The organism is Dactylosporangium sp. NPDC051541, assembly GCF_044454505.1.
Classification (GTDB): Bacteria; Actinomycetota; Actinomycetes; order Mycobacteriales; family Micromonosporaceae; genus Dactylosporangium.
In genome coordinates, this window is record NZ_JBITDU010000007.1 from 100,924 (window position 1) to 121,015 (window position 20,092).

Annotated in this window: 23 protein-coding genes; 14 read left to right on the forward strand and 9 right to left on the reverse strand. The window is 73.3% G+C overall.

What is annotated here, in order from left to right; all coding sequences use genetic code 11:
* Positions 1-59: 59 nt before the first annotated feature.
* From ACIA8L_RS29590 to ACIA8L_RS29600, 3 genes are read left to right on the forward strand one after another with little or no spacing between them, the layout of a single operon-like run.
* On the forward strand, positions 60-947 hold the full coding sequence (locus ACIA8L_RS29590) for an alkaline phosphatase family protein (RefSeq protein WP_395909808.1): 888 nt from the start codon (positions 60-62) through the stop codon (positions 945-947).
* Positions 948-993: 46 nt separating this feature from the next.
* A complete protein-coding gene (gene efeO, locus ACIA8L_RS29595) occupies positions 994-2,733 on the forward strand; it encodes an iron uptake system protein EfeO (protein WP_395909809.1) in 1,740 nt (579 codons plus the stop codon).
* 15 nt (positions 2,734-2,748) lie between these two features.
* Complete coding sequence (locus ACIA8L_RS29600; protein WP_395909810.1) at positions 2,749-3,366, forward strand: DedA family protein; 618 nt, start codon at positions 2,749-2,751, stop codon at positions 3,364-3,366.
* On the opposite strand, the gene ACIA8L_RS29605 is transcribed toward ACIA8L_RS29600, so the two are convergent.
* Positions 3,352-3,963 carry a class I SAM-dependent methyltransferase gene (locus ACIA8L_RS29605; protein WP_395909811.1) on the reverse strand — a complete coding sequence of 204 codons (612 nt, stop codon included), beginning with the start codon at positions 3,961-3,963 and terminating at the stop codon, positions 3,352-3,354. The two genes, ACIA8L_RS29600 and ACIA8L_RS29605, sit on opposite strands and share 15 nt — an antisense overlap.
* 129 nt (positions 3,964-4,092) lie before the next feature.
* Between ACIA8L_RS29605 and ACIA8L_RS29610 the strand changes: the two genes are divergently transcribed.
* From ACIA8L_RS29610 to ACIA8L_RS29620, 3 genes are all read left to right on the forward strand, one after another.
* Positions 4,093-5,271, forward strand: a complete 1,179-nt coding sequence (locus tag ACIA8L_RS29610; RefSeq protein WP_395909812.1) for a sensor histidine kinase — start codon at positions 4,093-4,095, stop codon at positions 5,269-5,271.
* The gene (locus ACIA8L_RS29615) at positions 5,268-5,918 is read left to right on the forward strand and encodes a response regulator (protein WP_395909813.1); all 651 of its coding nucleotides are present in this window, start codon (positions 5,268-5,270) and stop codon (positions 5,916-5,918) included. Before ACIA8L_RS29610 ends, ACIA8L_RS29615 begins: the two co-directional genes overlap by 4 nt.
* A 75-nt stretch (positions 5,919-5,993) precedes the next feature.
* Positions 5,994-6,380, forward strand: coding sequence for a BlaI/MecI/CopY family transcriptional regulator (locus tag ACIA8L_RS29620; RefSeq protein ID WP_395909814.1), 387 nt, complete (start codon positions 5,994-5,996; stop codon positions 6,378-6,380).
* Between the two features lie 20 nt (positions 6,381-6,400).
* On the opposite strand, the gene ACIA8L_RS29625 is transcribed toward ACIA8L_RS29620, so the two are convergent.
* Positions 6,401-7,108 (reverse strand): hypothetical protein, encoded by a 708-nt coding sequence (locus tag ACIA8L_RS29625; protein WP_395909815.1) that lies wholly within the window; start codon positions 7,106-7,108, stop codon positions 6,401-6,403.
* Complete coding sequence (locus ACIA8L_RS29630; protein ID WP_395909816.1) at positions 7,105-7,416, reverse strand: PadR family transcriptional regulator; 312 nt, start codon at positions 7,414-7,416, stop codon at positions 7,105-7,107. The genes ACIA8L_RS29625 and ACIA8L_RS29630 overlap by 4 nt, the downstream gene beginning before the upstream one ends.
* Positions 7,417-7,481: 65 nt before the next feature.
* On the opposite strand from ACIA8L_RS29630, the gene ACIA8L_RS29635 reads away from it, so the two are divergent.
* Genes ACIA8L_RS29635 through ACIA8L_RS29645 form a run of 3 tightly spaced genes read left to right on the forward strand, consistent with a single transcriptional unit; the run spans position 7,482 to position 9,881 of the window.
* The gene (locus tag ACIA8L_RS29635; RefSeq protein ID WP_395909817.1) at positions 7,482-8,369 is read left to right on the forward strand and encodes a hypothetical protein; all 888 of its coding nucleotides are present in this window, start codon (positions 7,482-7,484) and stop codon (positions 8,367-8,369) included.
* Complete coding sequence (locus ACIA8L_RS29640; protein WP_395909818.1) at positions 8,366-9,082, forward strand: ABC transporter ATP-binding protein; 717 nt, start codon at positions 8,366-8,368, stop codon at positions 9,080-9,082. The genes ACIA8L_RS29635 and ACIA8L_RS29640 overlap by 4 nt, the downstream gene beginning before the upstream one ends.
* The gene (locus tag ACIA8L_RS29645) at positions 9,069-9,881 is read left to right on the forward strand and encodes an ABC transporter permease subunit (RefSeq protein WP_395909819.1); all 813 of its coding nucleotides are present in this window, start codon (positions 9,069-9,071) and stop codon (positions 9,879-9,881) included. The genes ACIA8L_RS29640 and ACIA8L_RS29645 overlap by 14 nt, the downstream gene beginning before the upstream one ends.
* Before the next feature lie 9 nt (positions 9,882-9,890).
* Here ACIA8L_RS29645 and ACIA8L_RS29650 read toward each other — a convergent pair whose 3' ends face one another.
* Positions 9,891-10,772 carry an undecaprenyl-diphosphate phosphatase gene (locus tag ACIA8L_RS29650; RefSeq protein ID WP_395909820.1) on the reverse strand — a complete coding sequence of 294 codons (882 nt, stop codon included), beginning with the start codon at positions 10,770-10,772 and terminating at the stop codon, positions 9,891-9,893.
* An 81-nt stretch (positions 10,773-10,853) separates the two neighbouring features.
* Between ACIA8L_RS29650 and ACIA8L_RS29655 the strand changes: the two genes are divergently transcribed.
* Entirely contained in the window at positions 10,854-12,209 is a 1,356-nt protein-coding gene (locus ACIA8L_RS29655; RefSeq protein WP_395909821.1) for a sensor histidine kinase, read from the forward strand.
* On the opposite strand, the gene ACIA8L_RS29660 is transcribed toward ACIA8L_RS29655, so the two are convergent.
* A complete protein-coding gene (locus ACIA8L_RS29660; RefSeq protein WP_395909822.1) occupies positions 12,186-12,827 on the reverse strand; it encodes a phosphatase PAP2 family protein in 642 nt (213 codons plus the stop codon). The two genes, ACIA8L_RS29655 and ACIA8L_RS29660, sit on opposite strands and share 24 nt — an antisense overlap.
* Positions 12,820-13,506: a response regulator transcription factor gene (locus ACIA8L_RS29665; protein WP_395909823.1), complete on the reverse strand. Its 687-nt coding sequence runs from the start codon at positions 13,504-13,506 to the stop codon at positions 12,820-12,822. Before ACIA8L_RS29665 ends, ACIA8L_RS29660 begins: the two co-directional genes overlap by 8 nt.
* A 143-nt stretch (positions 13,507-13,649) precedes the next feature.
* Between ACIA8L_RS29665 and efeU the strand changes: the two genes are divergently transcribed.
* Positions 13,650-14,468 (forward strand): iron uptake transporter permease EfeU, encoded by an 819-nt coding sequence (efeU, locus tag ACIA8L_RS29670; protein ID WP_395910270.1) that lies wholly within the window; start codon positions 13,650-13,652, stop codon positions 14,466-14,468.
* Here efeU and ACIA8L_RS29675 read toward each other — a convergent pair.
* Positions 14,465-15,253, reverse strand: coding sequence for a methyltransferase domain-containing protein (locus ACIA8L_RS29675; RefSeq protein ID WP_395909824.1), 789 nt, complete (start codon positions 15,251-15,253; stop codon positions 14,465-14,467). The genes efeU and ACIA8L_RS29675 overlap by 4 nt on opposite strands.
* A gap of 72 nt (positions 15,254-15,325) precedes the next feature.
* On the opposite strand from ACIA8L_RS29675, the gene ACIA8L_RS29680 reads away from it, so the two are divergent.
* A complete protein-coding gene (locus ACIA8L_RS29680) occupies positions 15,326-16,483 on the forward strand; it encodes a glycosyltransferase 87 family protein (RefSeq protein WP_395909825.1) in 1,158 nt (385 codons plus the stop codon).
* On the opposite strand, the gene ACIA8L_RS29685 is transcribed toward ACIA8L_RS29680, so the two are convergent.
* Positions 16,449-17,105, reverse strand: coding sequence for an ABC transporter ATP-binding protein (locus ACIA8L_RS29685; RefSeq protein ID WP_395909826.1), 657 nt, complete (start codon positions 17,103-17,105; stop codon positions 16,449-16,451). The genes ACIA8L_RS29680 and ACIA8L_RS29685 overlap by 35 nt on opposite strands.
* Positions 17,106-17,279: 174 nt before the next feature.
* On the opposite strand from ACIA8L_RS29685, the gene ACIA8L_RS29690 reads away from it, so the two are divergent.
* Both ACIA8L_RS29690 and ACIA8L_RS29695 read left to right on the forward strand, forming a co-directional pair.
* Positions 17,280-18,563 (forward strand): sensor histidine kinase, encoded by a 1,284-nt coding sequence (locus ACIA8L_RS29690; RefSeq protein ID WP_395909827.1) that lies wholly within the window; start codon positions 17,280-17,282, stop codon positions 18,561-18,563.
* Entirely contained in the window at positions 18,560-19,240 is a 681-nt protein-coding gene (locus tag ACIA8L_RS29695; RefSeq protein WP_395909828.1) for a response regulator, read from the forward strand. Before ACIA8L_RS29690 ends, ACIA8L_RS29695 begins: the two co-directional genes overlap by 4 nt.
* Here ACIA8L_RS29695 and ACIA8L_RS29700 read toward each other — a convergent pair.
* Entirely contained in the window at positions 19,182-20,039 is an 858-nt protein-coding gene (locus ACIA8L_RS29700) for a hypothetical protein (protein WP_395909829.1), read from the reverse strand. The genes ACIA8L_RS29695 and ACIA8L_RS29700 overlap by 59 nt on opposite strands.
* Positions 20,040-20,092 lie beyond the last annotated feature (53 nt).

Below are 20,092 nucleotides of genomic sequence, written 5' to 3' on the forward strand. Positions count from 1 at the left end.
AAGGTGCGTTCGGCGTGTCCGTTTCATACCTTTTGCGCACGCTCCTACAAAATGTAGGCATGAGATGGACAACAATGCTGCTGGCCGTCGGGCTGCCCGTGCTGGCCGCCCCGGTCGCCCTCGCCGGGCCGGTCGCTCCCGCTGGGCCGGTCGCTCCCGCTGGGCCGGTCGCTCCCGCCGGGCCGCCGCCGAGGCCGGATCACGTCGTGGTCGTGGTCATGGAGAACAAGCGGTACGACGCCGTCATCGGCCACCGCAAGACGCCCTACATCTCCGCGCTGGCCCGGCGGGGCGCCAACTTCACCGCGGCCTACGGTGAAACCCACCCGAGCCAGCCCAACTACCTGGCCCTGTTCTCCGGCTCGACCCAGGGCGTGACCGACAACCGCTGCATCCGGGGCACCTTCGACACGGCGAACCTCGGCCGCCAGCTGCTCGACGCCGGCCTCAGCTTCACCGGCTACGCCGAGGCGCTGCCGGCCGCCGGGTTCCCGGGCTGCTCGGCCGGCACCTACGTGCGCCGGCACAACCCCTGGGTCGACTTCGCGAACGTCCCGCCGCCGCTCAACCGCCCACTGCGCGACCTTCCGGCGAGCTGGGACCAACTGCCGACGGTAGCGTTCGTCACGCCCGACCTCTGCCACGACATGCACGACTGCCCGAAGGGCGACGCCGACGCCTGGCTCCAGCGCACCCTCGGCTCCTACATCGACTGGGCCGAGACGCACAACAGCCTGCTGATCCTCACGTTCGACGAGGACAACCGCACAGACGGCAACCACATCCCGACCGTCGTCGCCGGCGCCGGCGTGGCGCCCGGCGACCGGCCGGAGCGCATCGACCACTACGCGATCCTGCGCACCATCGAGGACCTGTACGGCCTCCCGCCGCTCGGCGCCGCCGCCTCCGCGGCGCCTCTCAAGCTTTCTTCAGGAATGGCTGGGTAACGTCTGGTCGTACGTTACCTACAACGTGTCGGAGGGTGGTTCCGCCGTGCATTTCGCCGGACCGCTCGTCGTCGCGATCCTCGTCGTGTTCCTGAGCCGGACGGGGCGCCGGGACCGGTTCGCGGCCGTCGGCTACGGTGTGCTCGCCGCCATCCCGGCGACGGCGGCGGCCTGGATCGCCGCCGCCGGGCGGCCCCGGCTGTTCGAGGCCATCGCCGCGCTCGCCGCGGTCGTGGGCATCGCCGTGCTCCTGCTGTGGCTGCGCCGGACCGTGCGGATACTGCGTGGCGAACTCACCGGCCGGCTCGAGGACGCGCTCGGCGTGCACGGCTGGGCGGTGGCCGCGATCGCATTCCTCGCCGCGTTGAGCACCGGGGCGAGCGTCAACTCGTTGCTCGGCGCGGCCGCGGCGGCCGGGCTCGGCTGGGCCGCGTCGACGGCCACCGCCGGCACCGACCCCCGCCACCTCCTGACCTGGGCCGGCGCCCTGCTCATCCCGGTGGCCGCGGGCCTGCTGGCACGCGGTGTGCACGGCTTGCAGCGCGTGGGCATACTGCCCGGCGCCGATCGGATCGCGTCCGGCCTCGGTGGCGCGACCGTGCTCGAGGCCGTCACGGGCCTCGCGTTCATCATGGTCATGACGGCGGTGTACTTCCGGCCCGTCCACCCCGCGTCACCCCCGCACGGCCACGCCGTCGTGATCCTCGCCGCGGTCGCGGTCGTCGCCTCGTCCTGCGGCGGGTCGGCACCGAAGGCCGACGCCGGGGCCATCGCCGTCACCGCCACCGCCACCGAATGCCGGCTCAGCGCCGACCACACCGTCGCCGGTCCGCGCGTCTTCGATGTGCGCAACCAGGGCGCCGAGGTCACCGAGTTCTACGTGTACGCGGGCGGCGACCGTGTCATCGGTGAGGTCGAGAACATCGCACCCGGCGTCAGCCGCACCCTGCACGTCGACCTGCCCGCCGGCACATATACGACCTCATGCCGCCCCGGCATGACGGGCACCGGCATCCGCGCCGCGTTCACCGTTTCCGAATCCGGCGGGGGTACTGCCGGTGCCCCCTCGGCCGACCCCGCGCTCACGGCGGCCGCGGCGACCTACCAGGACTACGTGCGCCAGCAGGCGGCCGCGTTCGTGGACCGCACCGGCGCGTTCGTCGCCGCCGTGAAAGCCGGCGACCGGGCCAAGGCCCAGGTCCTCTACGCACCGGCCCGGGCCCCGTACGAGCGGATCGAGACCGTCGCGGAGACCTTCGGCGACCTCGACCCGAAGATCGACGCCCGCGACGGTGACCTCGACCCCGGCACCTCCTGGACCGGCTACCACCGCATCGAGCAGCAGCTGTGGACCGGCGCCGACCTGGCCGCCGTCGCCGTGGCCGCCGACCAGCTCCTCGCCGACGTCAACGAGTTGCGCACCCGCCTCGACGGTGCCACCCTGACGGCCCTGGAGATCGCCAACGGCGCCAAGAGCCTCCTCGACGAGGTGGCCACCAAGAAGGTCACCGGCGAGGAGGACCGCTACTCGCACACCGACCTGTGGGACTTCGCCGCCAACCTGGAGGGCTGCCGGGCCGTGATCGCCGCCCTCAAGCCGGCCTACGACGCCCGCCTCGACGACCAGTTCGCCGCCGTGGACACCGAGCTCGCGCAGTACAAGGAGGGGGAGGGCTTCGTGCCGTACGACACCTTGCGACCGAACCAGGTCCAGCGCCTCGCGGCCGTGGTCAACGCGCTCGCCGAGCGGGTCAGTGCCGTACCCGCCGCCGTCGCCCACCGATAAGAGATTGGTTCGGTCGTGCATCTGCTGAATCCGGAGTACCTCATCTCGACGTTCGGCCTGATCGGCATTCTCGCGATCGTGTTCGCCGAGTCCGGCCTGCTGATCGGGTTCTTCCTGCCCGGCGACTCGCTGCTGTTCACCACCGGCCTGCTGGTCGCCTCCGGCACGTATCTGCACCAGCCGCTGTGGCTCGTCTGTCCGCTCGTATCGATCGCCGCGATCGCCGGGGACCAGGTCGGGTATCTCTTCGGCCGCCGCGTCGGGCCGGCGCTGTTCCGCCGCCCGGACGCCCGGCTGTTCAAGCAGTCGAACCTGACCAAAGCGCAGGAGTTCTTCGACCGGTACGGCCCGCGTTCGATCGTGCTGGCCCGGTTCGTGCCGATCGTGCGCACCTTCACCCCGATCGTCGCGGGCGCGAGCCACATGCGCTACCGCACCTTCGTGCTGTACAACATCATCGGCGGCGCGCTCTGGTCCTGCGGGGTGACCGTCCTCGGATACTTCCTCGGCCGGATCGCCTTCGTCCGCGACAATATCGAGTTCATCCTGATCGGCATCGTCGTGGTGTCGGTCGTGCCGATCGCGATCGAGCTGCTGCGGGCCCGGGCCCGGGCCCGCTCACGGGCGAAGTAGTTGCCGGGGCCGGCGGCAGACGTACGTCAGCGCGGGTGGGGTGTTGCGCCAGATGCCCCGGCTGGTGATGACCTCGTCGAAGGACTCGTGCAGCAGCCGGCGCAGCCGCCGGGCGCCCGGCAGGGGCAGGGCGTGCAGGTAGGCGAAGGTGGTGAAGGCGGCGCCGGGGCCGAGCAGCCGCCCGACGTCGGACAGGATGCGGCCCTGGCGGTCGGCCGGGATCAGCGACCACGGCAGACCGCTGACCACCGCGTCGACCTGCTCGATTCCGCGGGCGGTCAGGATGGCGCCCACGTCGGCGGCGTCACCGACGACGATCTCGAGGTGCGGCCGGCGCGCGCGCAGGCGGGCGGCCAGCCGCTCGTCGATCTCGACGGCGATGTGCCGGGAGCCGGGTCGCAGCCGGCGGCCGATCGCGTCGCTCACCACCCCGGTGCCCGCGCCGAGTTCGACCACCGTCACCGGGCGGGTGGCCGGCACGACCAGGGCCAGGCGCCGGCAGAGCGGCCCGGCGCTCGGCGCGATCGCACCGACGACCTTCGGGTTGCGGGCCGCGGCGCTGAGGAAGGTGAGCAGGTCACTCGATGTCGTCGTCACGCCGACCAGCCTGGTGGCGACGGCGGCCGGGCACCTCGTCGCCGGGAACCTTTCCGGGCCGCCGCCCGGAGGAGCGGGCTCCTCCCAAAGCATGATCCGGCCGGCCGGCGCGGACCCTACTGTCGGGGGGTGCTCCGACGTCTTCCCAGGTCCGCGTACCTGCGGCTGCTGCCCGTCGTGTTCGCCGTGTGCTACCTGTCGCTGGCCGACCGGCCCGGCAATCCGGTGAACGGTTGGTCGTGGGCGGCCGGGCTGACCGCGGTCGCGCTGACCGTGGCCGGGCGGCGGGCGCCGACGGTGGCGGTCTGCGGCCAGGCGGTGCTGCTGGTCGTCACCGACCGGGTCGGCACCCACGCGGACGTGGTGGTCCTCCTGTCGATCATGATCAGCCTGGTCGACCTGGCCCTGGTCCGGCGGGGCTGGCGGCGGGCCGCCGGGATCGGGTCGGCGGCCGTGGGCATGTTCGTCTCGTTCGTCGACGTGCCGCTGGCCACCCTCCCGGCCCCGTTCTTCCCGATCGTCGCCGCGGTGATCGGCTGTCTGACCGGCGCGCCGGTTCTGCTCGGCCTGCGCCTGGCCGCGGCCCGCCGGATCGCGGACGAGGCGGCCGAACGCGTGCGGGAGTCGGAGCGCCGGCGCGCGGCGGAGACGGCCGCGGCCCGTGCCGTCGAACGGGCCACGATCGCCCGCGAGCTGCATGACATCGTCGTGCACCACGTGGCGTCGATCGTGCTGCGCGTCGGTGTCGCCCGGCACCTCGGCGGCGGCGAGAGCGCGGAGACCAAGGCGGTCCTCGACGACGTCCACACCACCGGCACCGCCGTGCTCGACGATCTGCGCCACCTCGTCGCGGTGCTGCGGGAGCCGCCCGCGCCCGGCGAAGACCCGCCGGCGCCGGTCCTCGACCCGGCCGACCTGCACGGCGTCCTCGAGCAGACGGTCGGCCGCATCCGGCAGGCGGGTCTGCGCGTCGCCCTCGTCGCGGATCCGGCGATGTCGCGGCTGGACGCCGTGCGAGGGCTCGCGGTGCTCCGAGTCGCCCAGGAGGGCCTGATCAACGTCCTCAAACACGCCGGGCCGGACGCGACCGCCACACTGCGGGTCGCCGTCACGGCGGATGACGAGGTGTGCGTGGAGATCACCGACGGCGGCGGTACGAAGCGGGCGGCGCTGCCTCAGGGCGGCGGGCACGGCCTGCTCGGCCTGCGTGAGCGGGTGACGCTGCTCGGCGGCCGGTTCGAGGCCGGTCCCGGCTCGGGCGGCTGGCGGGTCCGGGCGGTCCTGCCGGCCCGGGCGAGCGTCGCGTGAGCATCCGGGTGCTCCTCGTCGACGACCAGCGACTCGTCCGGGCCGGGCTGCGGGCGCTGTGCGCGGCCGAGGCCGACATCGACGTGGTCGGGGAGGCGGGCGACGGGCACGAGGCCGTGCGCCTCGCCGAGCGGCTCGTCCCTGACGTCGTGCTGATGGACCTGCGGATGCCCCGGATGGACGGCATCGCCGCCACGACGGCCATCCTGGCCCACCGCCCCGCCGTCCGGGTCCTGGTGCTGACCACGTTCGACGACGACGACCACCTGTTCCCGGCCCTGGCCGTGGGCGCGTGCGGCTTCCTGGTGAAGGACGCCTCACCCGCGCAGCTGCTCGACGGCATCCGGCGTGCGGCCCGCGACGGGCATCCGTTCAGCCCCGACGTGCTGCGCCGGGTGGTCGACCGGGCCCTCGCGGCCAACCGCGATCCGCAGCCGGCCGCCGCCCTCGTCGACGCCACCGAGCGGGAACGGGATGTGCTCGCCCTGCTCGGCGCCGGCCTGTCCAACGCCGAGATCGGCGAACGCCTGCGCCTGGCGGTCACCACCGTGAAGACCCACGTCGGCAACCTGATGACGAAGACCGGCAGCACCAATCGGGTCCAGCTGGCCGTGCTGGCGGTCCGGATGGGGCTCACGGACGGCTGAGAACGGGGGCGGCAAGGACCGCCGCGGCGACCGGTAGGCTGCCGGTATGGGTCGACGATCGCACTGGGAGGGCCGGTGAGTCCGGACCGGCGGGCCTGGGGCTCGCTCGAGTCCGACGTGATGGCGGTGCTGTGGGCCGCGAGCGCGCCGCTGTCGCCGTCGCAGGTGCAGCAGCAGCTCGGACGCGACCTCGCCTACAACACCGTGCAGACAATCCTGCACCGGCTGATGGAGAAGGGCCAGGTGCGCCGGCGGACCAACCTGGCCGGCGGCCGCGGCCACGAGTACTTCCCGACTGAAACGCACACCGCCGCCGCCGCGAAGTGGATGCTCGCCGCCCTCGACGGCCCTCGCGACCGGCAGGCCGTGCTGCGCCAGTTCACCGCCGAGCTCGAACCGGGCGACGCCGAGGTGCTCCGGGCCCTCCTGCGCGACCCGGACGCGGGCGAGACGCCGGCTTGATCCGGGCCGGCCGGCCGCCGTCAGCGGGCCGTGCTGCGCAGGTCCTGGCCGGCCTGCAGGGCGACCGCGGCCAGCAGGACCAGCGCGGCCGCCGCGATCAGCGCGCCGCCGAACAGGCTCTGACCGGCCGCCAAGGCGGTGCCGGCCCCGACGAGCAGCAGGGCACCGCGCAGCCGGCGGCGGGTCGGCGCGGTGCCGAGGCGCAGGAGCCGGGCCGTGAACGCGCACACGCCCAGGGCGACGTACGCGAGCGTCGCCCAGTAGTACCCGACCAGCAGCATGCGCAGCGGCCCCTGCGGGTGCTCGACGAGCCCGCTGTTGGCCAGCAGGAACATGGTCGCTCCGGCGGCGGCGGGCACGGTCAGCGTGCGCACGGCCGCGGCGGCGATCCGCGTCAGCACCGGGCGGCGCGGTGGCGGGAGTGGAGCGGCGAGGAGGGCGCCGGCGAGGATCGGGGCCAGCCACCAGCCCGCCGGCGGTCCGGAGGCCCGCAGCAGCAGCGCTACCGCGGCCGTGACGGCGAACAGCGCCGCCGCCAGGACCCGGCGGGTCTGCCCGGCCGCGGTCTCGGGCCAGTCGCTCGGATGCAGCCACAGCCGCACGGCGCCGCCGATCGCGTCCGCCCAGGAGCGGACGCCCCGCTCGGCCACCTCGAGGCCGATGTCGGCGCCCCAACGCTCGCGGACCGCGGGCGGATACAGCGCGACGATGAGCGTTGCGGCGCTCATGCCGGAAGCACCCCGAGGGCCCGCAGGCCGGCCTGGGCGACGCGGGCGAGCTGCTCGAGCTCGGTGCGCAGCGTGTCGCGGCCGGTGTCGGTGATCCGCATGGTGCGCTGCCGGTCCGCACCGTCGGCTTCGGTGGCCACGGGCTCGATCAGGCCGCGGCCCTCGAGGCGGGTGAGCGCGCCGTAGAGGCTGCCCGGGCCGAGGCGGCGGCCGGTGAGCTCCTCGATCGCGGTGTTGATGGCATAGCCGTGCCGAGGGCCGTCCGCGAGCACGGTGAGCACGACCATCTGGGCGTCGGTGCTGTGCATTTTTCGATGGTACTACAATCCGCGTACTACTTGACGCGTAGTACGTGGTGCGTAGTATGGGCGTCATGAAGCTCTCCGCGCTCTGGACGGCTCCCGTGATCGCGGCCGTGTTCGAGGCGATGGCGCTCGTCGTCACGCAGGACAAGGCCGTGCGGGCAACGAGTCCATGGCAAGACGATCCGTACAACGTGGTGGTGTCGTTCGCGCTGTTCGCAGTACCAATGCTGGCTCTGGCTCTGCTCGTGCGACGGCCGGCCTGGCGGGCTCCCGGGGGCGCCGACCGGGTGCGGCAGGCGGCGCGGGCGGCGGGTGCCCTGCTCGCCGTGATCGGCGCGACCCTGGCCACGGCCTGGGCCGCCGTCATCGCCCGCGGATCGGGTCCGGCGGCGTTGCTCGGCGGGCTGGTGGTGCTGTCCGTGCTGGTCGCCGCCGACGCCGCCGGACTGTGGTGGCAGCGGGCGCCGCGCGGTGCCGCCCGCGGGTGGAGGCACGACTGGCTCGGCGACGTCCCGCTGCTCGGACGGTGGTTTCCCGGGCTCGCGGATCGGGTCCGGGCCCACGCGACCGCCGTGTTCGCCGGGCTGAGCCTGCTCGCGGCCGCGGGGATCGTCGGCGCGCAGGCGGTCGGGGAGCGCTGGACGGACCCGGTACTCATCGGCTGGGCCCTGCTCGTCGAGACGGCCCTCAACTTCGCCTTCTGCGTCGTGGCCAACGCGGTCGCCGGGTTCATCGCCCGCCCGGCCCGGTCCCGCGCCGCCCGGGTGACCGAGAGCGCGGTCCTCGCCGGCGCCGCCGGGCTGGTGGCCATGACCGCGTTCCGCGATCCACTGTGGACGGCGGTGGCCGGCGCGCCGGTGGCCGCGGTGCCGACCCTGGTCGCGCTGACCGTCGGGACCGGACTCACCGTGGCCGCGGCCACGGCGGCGGTCCAGCTGTGGAGGACGGCCGCATGATCCGCGTCGAGTCGCTGTCGAAGCGCTACGGCCGCCACACCGCCGTCGACGGCCTCAGCTTCACCGTCGCGCCCGGGCAGGTCTGCGCCCTGCTCGGCCCGAACGGCGCCGGGAAAACCTCCACGATGCGCGTCCTCGTCGGCCTGTCCACGCCCAGCGCGGGCCGGGTCGCCATCCTCGGCGAGCCCGTCGGCCTCGGCGCGGCCGTGCTGCGCCGCGTCGGCGTCCTCATCGACGGGCCGGCGTTCGTGCCGCACCTGAGCGGGCTGACCAACCTGCGCCTGCTGTGGTCGGCGACCCGGCGCGCCTGGCCGCCACCGGCGCTCGACGAGGCCCTCACCCTCGCCGGGCTCGGCGCGCACCTCGGACGCAAGGTGCGCAAGTACTCGATGGGGATGCGGCAGCGGCTCACCCTCGCGCAGGCGCTGATGCGCGACCCGGACGTGCTCATCCTCGACGAGCCCGCCAACGGGCTCGACCCGGCCGAGGTCCGGAACCTGCGCGAGCACCTCGCGGCCCGGGCCGGCCGGGGCGGGACGGTCCTGGTGTCCAGCCACCAGCTCGCCGAGGTGCAGCAGGTCGCCACCCACGCCGTCGTCATGGACCACGGCCGGCTCGTCACCGCCAGCCCCCTGGCCGAACTGCTCGCCGGCCGGTCGCTCGAGGACGCGTTCCTGGCCATCACCGAAGGGAGCCCCGATGCTGCGGGTTGAGCTCACCACCCAGCTGCTGCGGCTGCGCACGCTCATCGCGCTCGGCGGCCTCGCCGCCCTGCCGGTCGTCGCCGCGCTCGCCACCGCGTCGTCCGCCGGGCACCGGCTGCACGGGCAGGACGGGCTGTTCGGGGCCGCACCGTATTCGGCGCTCAACCACGCCATGGCCAGCCTCGAGTTCGTCGGGCCGCTGCTGCTGCCGATCGTGGTGGCGCTGCTGGGCGCCGCCATCGGGTCCGCCGACCGCGACTGGGGGATCCTGCGGTACCTCTACGTCGCCCCCATCACCCGGAGCCGGCTGCTGGCGGGCAAGCTCGCGGCCGTCGTCGTCGCCACGGCGGCCGCGGTCGCCGCCGTCGTGGCCGCGGGCGTGCTCGCCGGGCTGGCCGTCTTCGGCTGGCACCCGTTCCACGTCCTCGGCGCGGCGAACCTGTCCACGGCCGCCGCGCTCGGCCGCATCCTCGCCGCGACCGGCTACCTGACGCTGTGCATGCTCAGCATCGCGGCGATCGCGTTCGCCCTCGGGCTGCTGCTGCCACGCGGGGCGGAGGCCGTCGCGGCCGCGATCGCCTTCGTGGTCGTCGCCAGCATCCTCAACGGCCAGGCGACCCCGCGCACCGGCCTGCCGCACGCCGTCGCGGTGGCGCTGCCGGTGCACTACTGGCAGGACTGGACCGCGCTGTTCACCCCGGGCGCCGCGGCCCACCTCGGGCCGGGCGTCGCGGTCCAGGCCGCCACCGTCTCCGTGGCCGCGGCCGCCGCGGTGCTGGTCCTGCGCCAGCGGGACCCCGCGGCCTGAGCGACATTCTCAGCGCAGGGTGAGCCAGGCCAGGCTGAGCAGCCCGGCGGCGACGCAGTACAGCGCGAACGGGGTCAGCGTGCGGTGCTCGAAGTAGCGGGTGAGAAACCGGACGGCCAGGTAGGCGGCGGCGAAGGAGGCCACGCTGCCGGCGAGGACCTGGCCGTGGATGCCGGCGCCGAGCGGGCCGAACAGGTCCGGCAGCTTCAGCACGCCGGCGGCCAGGATCACCGGGGTGGCGAGCAGGAACGAGAAGCGGGCCGCGTCCTCGTGGGAGAGGCCCTTGAGCAGTCCGGCGCCCATCGTCGCGCCGGACCGGCTGATGCCCGGCAGCAGGGCCAGGACCTGCGCCGAGCCGATCTGCACGGCCCGGGCGAAGGGGCCGGACGCCAGGCGCTCGTCGGGGTCGCCGGCGGTGCGGTCCACCACGGCCGCGCGGCGGCGGAGCCGTTCGGAGCCGAGCAGGATGAGGCCGTTGACGGTGAGGAAGATCGCGGCCGGGATCGGGCGGCCCAGCACGGTGCGGAAGGTGTGCTCCAGCAGCAGGCCGGTGATGCCGACCGGGATGGTGGCCACGATGATCATCCAGGCCAGGCGCTCCTCCGGAGTGGCGATGCGGCGGTACCGCACCGACGACGCGAACCCGCCGATGATCCGCAGCCAGTCCCGCCAGAAGAACACCAGCAGCGCCAGCGCCGTCGCCACGTGCAGACCGACCACGAAGGCCAGGTACGGCGACTCCGGCGCGGACACGCTCAGATCCCGGGCCCACCGGCCGCCGATCAGCGCGGGCAGCAGCACGCTGTGCCCGAGGCTCGACACCGGGAACAGCTCGGTCACGCCCTGCAGGAGGCCGACGACGATCGCCTCCGGGTAGGTCAACTGGTGCATAGGGCGCGATGGTGACGGCCCGATCCTGAGAGCAGCTTGAATTCAGGCCACTTTCAGCTACTCGCCCGTAGCGTTCGGTAGGTGCGGAGATACGCGGAGCGGATACGGCAGCGGCTCGGGGTGCGGATGCGCTCCGCGCTGGCCGCATCGGCCGTGGTGGCGGTCGCGTCGGTGCTCACGGGGGTGGCGTTCGTCCTCGCCGCCCGGTTCTTCCTGACCGGCAACGTCGACCAGAGCGCCGGTGACCGGGCCGCCCAGGTCGCGGACGCCCTCGACGACGAGGAGGCCCTGGCCGCGGTGATCCAGCCGTCGCTGCGGGACCGCACGGTGGTGCAGGTCCTCGGCACCGACGGCCGGGTGCTGCGCTCCTCGGCGCTGCTCAACGGGGCCCAGCCGATCTCGGCGCTACGCCCGGCGGCCGGGGAGATCCAGCGCGAGCAGCGACGCCTCGCGGTCGCGCACGACGACACGTTCCGGATCACCGCGCTGGGCGTGGCGACCGCCGTCGGGCCGCGCACCGTCCTCGTCGGCCAGTCCCTGGACGAGATCAACGACGGGACCGAGGCCGCGGTCGGGGCCCTCGCCATCGGCCTGCCGCTGCTGACGGTGACCGTCGGCGTGGCGACGTTCCTGTTCGTCGGGCGTTCGCTGCGCCCGGTGGACGCGATGCGCCGCCAGGCCGAGACGATCACCGGGCGCAACCTGCACACCCGGCTGCCGGTACCGCCCAGCGCCGACGAGATCGCGGCGCTCGCCGTGACCATGAACGGCATGCTCGACCGGATCGAGGCGGCGAACGAGGCCCAGCGCCGGTTCGTGGCCGACGCCTCGCACGAGCTGCGCAGTCCCCTGTCAACGGTGGTGGCCGGCCTGGACCTGGTCGGTGACGGGCCGCACGTCGACCGGATGCGGCGGGAGAGCGACCGGATGGCCCGCCTCATCGCCGACCTGCTGCTGCTGGCCCGGGTCGACGAGAACGGGCTGCAACTGCGCCGCTCCGACGTCGACCTCGACGACCTGGTGTACCTGGAGCGCGAACGCCTCGCGGCCGAGCACGCCGGGCTGAAGGTGACCGCCCGGACGGCACCGGTGCGGCTCAGCGGCGACCCGCACCACCTGCAGCGGGTCCTGCGCAACCTGGTGGACAACGCGGCCCGGTACGCGAGGCACAGCGTCGAGGTGACGCTGGAGGCTCATGACGGTACCGCCGAGATCACCGTCGCCGACGACGGGCCGGGCATCGACCCGGCCCACCGCGACCGGGTGTTCGACCGGTTCGTCCGGCTCGACGAGGACCGGTCCCGGGCCGGCGGCGGGACGGGTCTGGGGCTGCCGATCGCCCGCGACATCGTGACCGCGCACGGCGGCTCGCTGACGGCCGAGGAGGCCCCGGCCGGCGGTGCGCTGCTGCGCCTATGTCTCCCGCTCACCCGGTGACGACGCCGCGCGGACGCCGCTGATGAGACCGACGGCGACGAGCACGGACCCCGCGAGGAGCCAGCCGCCGATGACATCCGTCGGCCAGTGCGCGGTGAGGGCCACCCGGCTGACGCCCACGAGTGCGGCCCACAGCGCGGCCAGGGTGACGACGACGGCTCGGGCCGCGCGGCCGCGCAGCAGTGGCCACAACAGGACGACGACGATCCCGGCCGCGATGCTCGCCGACGTCGTGTGCCCGGACGGGAAGGCCCAGCCGGCGGTGGCAGTGAGCCGCTCGGGCGGCCGCGGCCGGTGCACGAGGGCCAGCACGGTGAGCCGGACCGCGGTCGCCGTGACGGCCACCCCGGCCAGGTACAGCAGCCCCGCCCGGTCGTGCCGCCAGATCGTGAACACGACCGCGACCAGCATGGCGCACAGCAGCACGACGGTGTCGGCCGTGTGCGTGATCGCCGACATCACCGTGCGCCAGCCGTCGTGGGCCGTGGCGAACCGCAGCGCCGCACCGCTCACGGTGGCGTCCCAGCGCACCAGCGGGCCGAACCGGGCGGCGACGAGCCCGGTCAGGGCGGCGAAGCCCAGGGGGAGGGCCACGGCGAGCGCCCGCCGGTCAGCCACCGTGCGGGTCCAGGCGGTAGCCGACGCCGCGGATGGTCTGGATGGCGGTCCGGCCGTAGGGGTGGTCGACCTTCTTGCGCAGGTAGCCGATGTAGACCTCGACGATGTTCACGTCCCCCTCGAACCCGGCGTCCCACACGTTCTCCAGGATGGCGGTCTTGGTGACCACGTCACCGGCGCGGCGCAGCAGAAACTCCAGCAGCGCGAACTCGCGCGGGGTGACCGCGATGGGGTCCTCGCCCCGGGCGACCTGCCGGCGGGTCGGGTCCAGGCGCAGGTCGCCGGCGGTCAGGACGACCGGCCGCTGCGGGGCGCCCCGGCGGATCAGGGCCCGCAGCCGGGCGACGAGCACCACGAACGGGAACGGCTTGGTGAGGTAGTCGTCGGCGCCGAGGTCGAGGGCGTCGGCCTGGTCGTACTCGCCGTCCTTCGCGGTCAGCATGAGGATCGGCGTCCACACCTCCCGCCGGCGCAGCTCCCGGCACACCTCGTAGCCGTTGAGGCCGGGCAGCATGATGTCCAGGACGATCGCATCGTAGGCCCCGTCCGGCTCCTCGGTGCCCGCCCACAGCCCGTCGACGCCGTTGAACATCAGGTCCGTGGTGAATCCCTCCCGGCCCAGCCCGTCACGAATCGTCTCGGCCAGTTCGACCTCGTCATCGATCAGCAGCAGACGCATGGATTCACCCTCATACCCGAACTGTCACACGCCGAACCTGAATACCCGCTGAATTCCTACCTACATGCTGTAGGTGGTGCGGATGTGAAGAATCGTCTAAGGTCACCCTGACCTAAGTGAGGCCCGCTGACCTGGAGCACGGCATGACCGCCATCTACCTGATCGGCCTGCGCGAGGGCCTCGAGATCACCCTGGTGGTCTCGATCCTCGTCGCGTTCCTGGTGAAGAGCGGCCGCCGCGCGCTGCTGCGCTGGGCGTGGGCCGGCGTGTCCGCCGCCGCGCTGCTGTCGATCCTGGTGGCGGCGCTGCTGCAGGCCGGGACCACCTACCTGTCCGGTCCGAACCGCGAACTCGTCGACGGGATCGCCTCGCTGATCGCGGTCGTCTTCGTGACCTTCATGATCTTCTGGATGCGCCGGATGGCCCGGCAGCTGGCCAAGGAGCTGCGCGGCAAGCTCGAGGACGCGATCGAGGTCGGCCCGTTCGCGGTCGCCGCGATGGCCTTCCTGGCCGTGGCCCGCGAGGGCCTGGAGACGTCGATCCTGTTCTTCGCCGCGGCTCAGGGCGCCGACACCTGGCAGCCGATCGTTGGCATCTCCCTCGGCGTGGCCACCTCGATCGCTCTGGGCTGGCTGCTCTACGTCAGCGCGATCCGGATCAACCTGACGAAGTTCTTCACCTGGACCGGCGCCCTCCTCGTCCTCGTGGCCGCCGGGATCTTTAAGTACGGGGTTCACGACCTGCAGGAGGCCGACGTCCTGCCCGGCCGGACCGACTACGCCTTCGACCTCACCGGCCCCCTGCCGCCGACCACGTGGTATGCGGAGCTGCTCCGCGGCCTGTTCAACTTCACACCCCAGCCGTCGGTGCTGGAGACCGTCGTCTGGATCGCCTATGGCGTGCCGGTCCTGGTCCTCTTCCTACTTCCGCTGGTGCGCAAGCCGGCGCCGGTGAACGCCTAGCCGGCGCGCCGGGCCACGTAGACGACGTTCACGGCCCACGCCGCGCTGCCCGGCAGCCGGCAGGCCAGGCCGTCGGCGGCGCGGGCGGGCCGGCGCAGCAGCGGCCGCTCATACCAGCCGGGCGTCAGCATCGAGAACGCGCGCCGGGCCAGCACCTCGAACCCGTGCCGGCGCAGCAGGCCCGTGACCTGGGCGTGGGACAGCTCCGCGAACCAGCGCCGGCCGGCGTGCCGGCCCGAGCGCAGGTGCCGCAACGACCGGCGGTGGCCGTGGTTCTCGACGACCAGCAGGCCCGTCTCGGCGCTCGGCAGCGCCTTCGCCGCGAACGCCAGGGCCCGCTCGCGCACGTCGTCGTCGACGTTGAGCAGCAGCCGGAACATCGTCACCAGCGCCGGGCCGGCGGTCGCGGCCGGCTCCGGGACCGGTCCGCCGGTCGCGACGGTGTGCAGCCGTGCCGCCGTGCCCAGCTCGGCCGCCTTGGCCAGCATCTCCGGCGACGTGTCATAGCCGTGCGCGGCCCAGACCAGGCCGTCGACGTTGCGGATGGCCCGGCCGGTGCCGCACGCGAAGTCGTGCAGCGTCGGGCGCACGTCCGGGAACGATCGCCGGATCAGGCCGCGCAGGTAGGCCCGCTGACGCCGGTTGATGTGCCAGGCGTAGCTGCCCGGTGCGTATGTGACGTGGGCATACTTGTCGGCCGCACCGGCATTCTGGAACGCATTCGCGTAGTTCTCGTCCACCGTTTCGCTCAACGGCTGGACCGGTATTGCGGTGCGGTCGTTCACGCGATTGACACAATTCTTATATTTGCGAGCGGGCTCAGCGTGGGCTCAGTTTCGCCGACCTACCGTGCGCCCATGCTGGATCGGCTGATGGACGCCCGACGGCTGCTGACGCCCCGGACGGTCGCGTATCTGGTCCTCGGCTGGGCGGCCGCCTGGTTCGGGGTCATGGCCGTCGGCGGCGGCTCGTCATGGCACTTCTTCCTGCAGGGTGCGACCGCGCTCGCCGACGCCGACGACCCGGTCAACGGCGGGCTGCACCTGTATGCGGCCGCGCCCGTGTTGCAGATCGGGCCGCTGACGTTCCTGGCCGTGCTGCTCCTGCTTCCGGCCGGTGGGGTGCTCGCGCTGCTCGGCTGGCAGATCCTCGGCGCGGCCGCCGGACTCCTGCTGCTGTGGATGGTGCGCGGGCTGGTGCCGCGGTGGCAGCGCGACGACGCGTGGCTGGCCCTGGCCGCCGGATACTTCCTGCCCGTGTGGATGTTCCTCGCCGTCGGCGTCGCCCACCTCGACGACGTGCTGGCGCTGCTGCTGTCCGTCGGCGCGCTGCGGGCCGCCCGGACCGGCCACGGGTGGCTGACCGGGCTGCTGCTCGGCCTGGCGACGGACGCCAAGCCGTGGGCGATCGGGTTCGCCGCCATCCTGCTGCTGGTGCCGGGTTGGCGTCGCCGACTGGCCGCCGGGGGCGTCCTGCTGGCCGCGGTCGGCGCGGCGTGGCTGCCGTTCTTCGTCGGCGACCGGGGGACGAGCAACGCATTGCGGTACACCATCCAAAATGCTCCTGTCTCGGCTCTGCACGCGCTCGGCATCGACGATCCGCGGACCCCGGCCTGGGATCGCCCGGCGCAGCTCGCGCTCGCGCTGACGCTGGGCGCGCTCGCCGTGTGGCGCGGGCAGTGGGCCGCGATCCCGCTGCTGGCGGTCGCGTCGCGGCTGGTGCTGGAGCCCGGCGGCAACAAGTACTACATCGCCGGCGTCGTCGTCGCCACCGTCATCTGGGACTACGCCGGCGCCCGGCCCTTCCTGCCGTGGTGGACGATGTCGGCCTGCCTGGGCCTGTTCGTGGCCCGGTGGATGCCCATGCCGGCGGTGCTGCACGGCTGGGCCCTCATCGCGTTGTTCGTTTCCGCATGTGTACTGCTCTCAAGCCGGCGACCATTCGAGTCCACAACGGATGAGTCGCGGCCGCCGGGCGCCGTCATCGGGGCGCCCGCGCTTCCGCCGCGCCGCTGACCCGTCCGTCGCGCACGACGACGCACCGGTCGGCGACCCGGGCCACCCGGCGGTCCCTGGTCGCCAGCACCACGGTGACGCCGTCCGCGCGCGCCAGCCCGACCAGCAACCGCAGCGACCCGGCCGGCTCGTCGGCGAACAGCACTTTCGGGTGTACCGCCAGCGCCCGGGCGATCGCCACCCGCCGCACCTGGCCCCCGGACAGCTCACCGATCCGCCGCCCGCCGAGCCCGCGCAGTCCGAGCCGGTCCAGCCAGTTCGCCGCCCGCGCGTAGGCCGTGCCGCGACGGACCCGGTTCACCAGCATCGGCAGGGCGATGGTGTCGGCGGCGGTCAGCTCCGGCACCAGCTGCCCGGACCGGAACACGAACCCGAACGCGGTCCGCCGCAGCTGCGTCCGGGCCGGCTCGGGCATGGTGTCGACCCGCCGCCCGTCGTAGTGGACCTCGCCGCCGTCGGGGGTGAAGATGCCCGCGAGGCAGTACAGCAGCGTCGACTTGCCCGAGCCGCGCGGACCCGTCACGGCCAGGATCTCGCCCGGTGCCGCGGCGACGGTCGCGCCGCGCAGCGCCGGGGCCGAGCCGAAGGACCAGGCCACCTCGCGGGCCTCGATGATGCTCATGCCCGGACGCTATGCTCGGGGCGAGTCGCCGCGCGTCGATCTGTGCTCCGACATCGGGCGGTCCATCGGTATGACGATGCAGCCGGGTCCTACCAGAGATGTACGACCCGAAGCCGGAGGCGGGCCGCCCGGCGGACGATGCGACCGCGCGGGAGGATTTGCCAGACTGGTCCGGTGAGCCTGACGACCATTCGCGAACAGTTTCGCACCGGCCCGGTGACGCCGCCGGCCCGGTCGCGGTGGGCGCTCACCGCGGATGTCGTGCTCGCGGTGGCACTGGCGGCCGGCGCCTACCTCGGCTTCGCCCTGCGCGCCGAAGGCGTCCCCGCGTCCGCGGTCCACGGCCCGCCGGGACCCATCCCGCCCGGCGCGGTCGGGCCGCCCGACGTGGTGGTGCCGTACTTCACGTCCGAGCCCTGGCCGCAGGCGCTGCTGTGGGGCCTGGTCGTCGGCCTGGCCACCCTGCCCCTGGCAGCCCGGCGGCGATACCCGCTCACCGTGTTCTGGATCGTGCTGCTGGCGGCGACCGCCTACCACCGCTCACCCGGCTTCGGCGACCCGCTGTTCACGTTCGCCGCCTGCGTCGTCGCCGCCTACAGCGCGGTGATGCACAGCCCCTACCGCACTCCCGCGGTCGTCAGCGTCATCCTCGGCGGCATCACCATGGTGCTGCACCGCGCCAGCCTGCCCATCAACCAGCCGGCCGTGCTGCTCGTCCTGATCCTCGTCCCGATCGGTCTCGCCGCCAACGCCGTGCACACGCTCCAACAGCGGGTGCGGGCCGCGGAGGCCCAGCACAAAACCGAAGCGACTTTGGCGGTACAGCGAGAGCGCGCGAGAATCGCCCACGAACTCCACGACGTCGTCACCCACAACGTCAGCGTCATGGTCGTGCAGGCGGTCGCCGCCCGCCGCGTGCTGCCCGTCGCCCCCGACCAGGTCGACCAGGCCCTGGCCGCGATCGAGTCCGGCGGCCGCGCCGCGATGAACGAGCTGCGCCACGTCATGGGCCTGCTGACGATGGACGACGACGAGCCCGGCCCGGACGAGCCGGAGGTCGAGCCGCCGTCACCCGGCCTCGACCGGATACCGGAGCTCGTCACCCGCGTCCGCGAAGCCGGCACGGCTGTGGACGTCACCGTCACCGGCGACCCGCAGCCGCTGCCGCCCGGCGTGGACCTCGCGGCCTACCGGGTCGTGCAGGAGGCCCTCACCAACGCCATGAAACACGCGGCCGGGTCCGAGGTGCGCGTCCGCATCGAGCACGCCTTAGCCGAGCTACGGATCGAGGTCACGGACGACGGCGGCACCGCCGGACCGGCCGCGCGCACGGGCAGCGGCCGGGGCCTGATCGGCCTGCGCGAACGGCTCGCGGTGTACGGAGGAACGCTCCAGCACGGCCCATTGCCCGCCGGCGGCTACCGGATCGCCGCGACGATCCCGGTGGAGCGCCCGTGACCGCGGCCGCGCCCCGCGTCGTGATCGCCGACGACCAGGCCCTCGTCCGCACGGGCTTCGCGATGATCCTCGGCGCCGACGGCATCGAGGTCGTCGCCGAGGCCGCCGACGGCGCCGAAGCCGTCGACGCGGTCCGCCGCACCCACCCCGACGTCGTCCTCATGGACGTGCGAATGCCCAATGTGGACGGCCTGGAAGCCACCCGCCGCATCCTCGCCGACCACCCCGACCCGCCCCGGATCATCATCCTGACCACCTTCGACCTCGACCGCTACGTCTACGCGGCCCTGCGCGCGGGCGCGAGCGGCTTCCTGCTCAAGGACGTCTCCGCCGACCGGCTCGTCTCGGCCGTGCGCATGGTCGAGGCCGGCGACGCGCTCCTGGCCCCCAGCGTGACCCGCCGCCTGGTCGAACGCTTCGCCCGCCCCGACGAGGGCTCGACCCTCCACCGCGACCTGACCACCCTGACCCCGCGCGAACTGGACATCTTCCGGCTGATCGCCCGCGGCCTGAGCAACGCCGAGCTGGCCGCCCGCCTGCACATCAGCGAGACGACGGTGAAGACCCATGTCACCCGCATCCTGTCCAAGCTCGGCCTGCGCGACCGGACCCAGGCCATCATCGCCGCATACGAGACAGGCCTGATCGTTCCCGGCTCCTCCCCGCCACCGGAGTGACCGCGGCGGCGGCCCGCCGGCGCCGCTCATGCGCAGCGGACCAGAGCATCAGCGCAGCGAGGACGATGAGCAGTACCGCCGAGGCACCGAACGTCCCGAGACCGAGCCCGCCCTTGGTCACCGGCTTGGTGAAGAAGTCGCCGACCGTGGCACCGAGCGGCCGGGTGAGCACGAACGCCAGCCAGAAGATGAGCACGTTCGGCATCCAGCGCACGCGGGTCGCGACAGCCAGGACGGCCAGCACAGCGGTGATCAGCAGCGCGCCACCGAGGTAGCCGAGGCCGGAGCTGTCGGACAAGAAGTCGCCCATCGACGTGCCGAGCGTGTTCGAGATGAGGATGGCGGTCCAGAACAACGCCTCTCCGCGCAAGGTGTCGATCCGGTTGATGTCGAACGGCAGCCGCGTGGCCCGCCACACGAGAAATACCGCCACCAGCAGGGACGTGAGGATGGCGGCGCCGGCGGGATAGCCGATCCCGAGGCCCTGCGGCCCCCAGCCGAGGGAGCTGTCCCCGTTGCTCAGATACTTGGCGCTGGCGTCGCGGTTCATGAAGTCGGACATGGTGGTGCCGGCCATGCTGGTGCTGAGGATGACGAGCCAATAGCGGATCGGGTCGTACTGCCGGGAGCGCAGCTGCACCACGAGTGTCACGACGAAGATGGCGAACAGCGACACGGTGCTCAGGAAGTAGCCGAGCTTCAGCGTCTGCGAGAACAGGTCCCCGGCAGTCTCGCCGAGCGTGGTCGCGGCCACCTTCATCACCCAGAACGCGAGGGTGATCTCTGGAAGCTTCTTCATCACCGGCCCCGTGAGTATTGCTCCTACAATTTGTAGGATCAACGCTACGTGGA